Source organism: Pseudomonas rossensis (assembly GCF_039888995.1).
Classification (GTDB): Bacteria; Pseudomonadota; Gammaproteobacteria; order Pseudomonadales; family Pseudomonadaceae; genus Aquipseudomonas; species Aquipseudomonas rossensis.
The window spans coordinates 1-236 of the sequence record NZ_JBBWCB010000412.1 but is presented as its reverse complement, the minus strand read 5'-3'; the positions used below and the strand labels follow the sequence as shown (position 1 = coordinate 236).

The window sequence follows — 236 nt, the reverse complement described above, 5'->3', positions numbered from 1 at the left end:
CAGCCCTTTGAATCTGCTGCAACACATCGCCCAGTCACGCCACCTCTTACGCAAGTCGGAGCTCAAGGTCGCCGACCACGTGCTGCTTGATCCTGCGGCGGTGATGCACAGCTCCATGGCCGACCTGGCCCACAACGTGGGCATCAGCGAACCGACCATCGTGCGGTTCTGTCGCGCCATCGGTTGCTCCGGTTTCCAGGACTTGAAGCTGAAACTGGCACAGAGCCTGGCTGCTG

At 61.4% G+C, this 236-nt stretch carries 1 pseudogene; it reads left to right on the top strand.

Annotated elements, in window-relative coordinates:
* Nucleotides 1-7: 7 nt before the first annotated feature.
* Nucleotides 8-236: pseudogene (locus WLY71_RS31095) on the top strand (transcriptional regulator); the annotation flags it as partial.